The following is a 1,161-nucleotide window of genomic DNA, read 5'->3' on the forward strand; positions in this document are numbered from 1 at the left end:
AACACCTTGAGGTCCAGTAGCACCAGTAGCACCAGCCGGTCCTTGAGCACCTTGAGGTCCAGTAGCGCCAGTAGCACCTGTGTTACCTTGAACACCTTGAGGTCCAGTAGCACCAGTAGCACCAGCCGGTCCTTGAGCACCTTGAGGTCCAGTAGCGCCAGTAGCACCCGCTGGTCCTTGAATACCCTGAGGTCCAGTGGCACCAGTAGCACCTGTGATACCTTGAACACCTTGAGGTCCAGTAGCACCAGTAGCACCAGCCGGTCCTTGAGCACCTTGAGGTCCAGTAGAGCCAGTAGCACCTGTGATACCTTGAACACCTTGAGGTCCAGTAGCGCCTGTGATACCTTGAATACCCTGAGGTCCGGTAGAGCCAGTAGCACCTGTGTTACCTTGAGCACCCTGAGGTCCGGTAGCGCCTGTGATACCTTGAACACCCTGAGGTCCAGTAGCACCAGTAGCGCCTGTGATACCTTGAACACCCTGAGGTCCGGTAGCGCCAGTAGCACCTGTGTTACCTTGAATACCCTGAGGTCCAGTAGCACCAGTAGCGCCTGTGTTACCTTGAACACCTTGAGGTCCAGTGGCACCAGTAGCGCCTGTGTTACCTTGAACACCTTGAGGTCCAGTAGCACCAGTAGCACCCGCCGGTCCTTGAGCACCTTGAGGTCCAGTAGCGCCTGTGTTACCTTGAACACCCTGAGGTCCAGTAGCACCAGTAGCGCCTGTGTTACCCTGAATACCCTGAGGTCCAGTAGCACCAGCAGGTCCCTGAGCACCTTGAGGTCCAGTAGCGCCCGTGTTACCTTGAGGCCCCTGAGGTCCGGTAGGTCCAGGAGGCCCGCCAGAAGGTCCGGTAGGTCCAGTAACTCCTATACCAGTGGCACCGGTAGCGCCCGTGTTACCTTGAGGTCCAGTGGCACCAGTAGCGCCCGTGTTACCTTGAACACCCTGAGGTCCAGTAGCACCTGTATTACCTTGAACGCCCTGAGGTCCAGTAGCGCCCGTGTTACCTTGAGGTCCCTGAGGCCCAGTGGCGCCCGTGTTACCTTGAGGCCCCTGAGGTCCGGTAGCACCAGTAGCACCTGTGTTACCTTGAGCACCCTGAGGTCCGGTAGCGCCAGTAGCGCCTGTGTTACCTTGAGCACCCTGAGGTCCGGT

At 58.1% G+C, this 1,161-nt stretch carries 1 protein-coding gene; it reads right to left on the reverse strand.

Annotated elements, in window-relative coordinates; genetic code table 11:
• Positions 1-1,161: collagen-like domain-containing protein (locus AC3WVA_RS29255; protein ID WP_492322431.1), on the reverse strand; the 1,161-nt coding region annotated here is incomplete at both ends.

Source organism: Bacillus sp. EB106-04-02-XG92 (assembly GCF_058791995.1).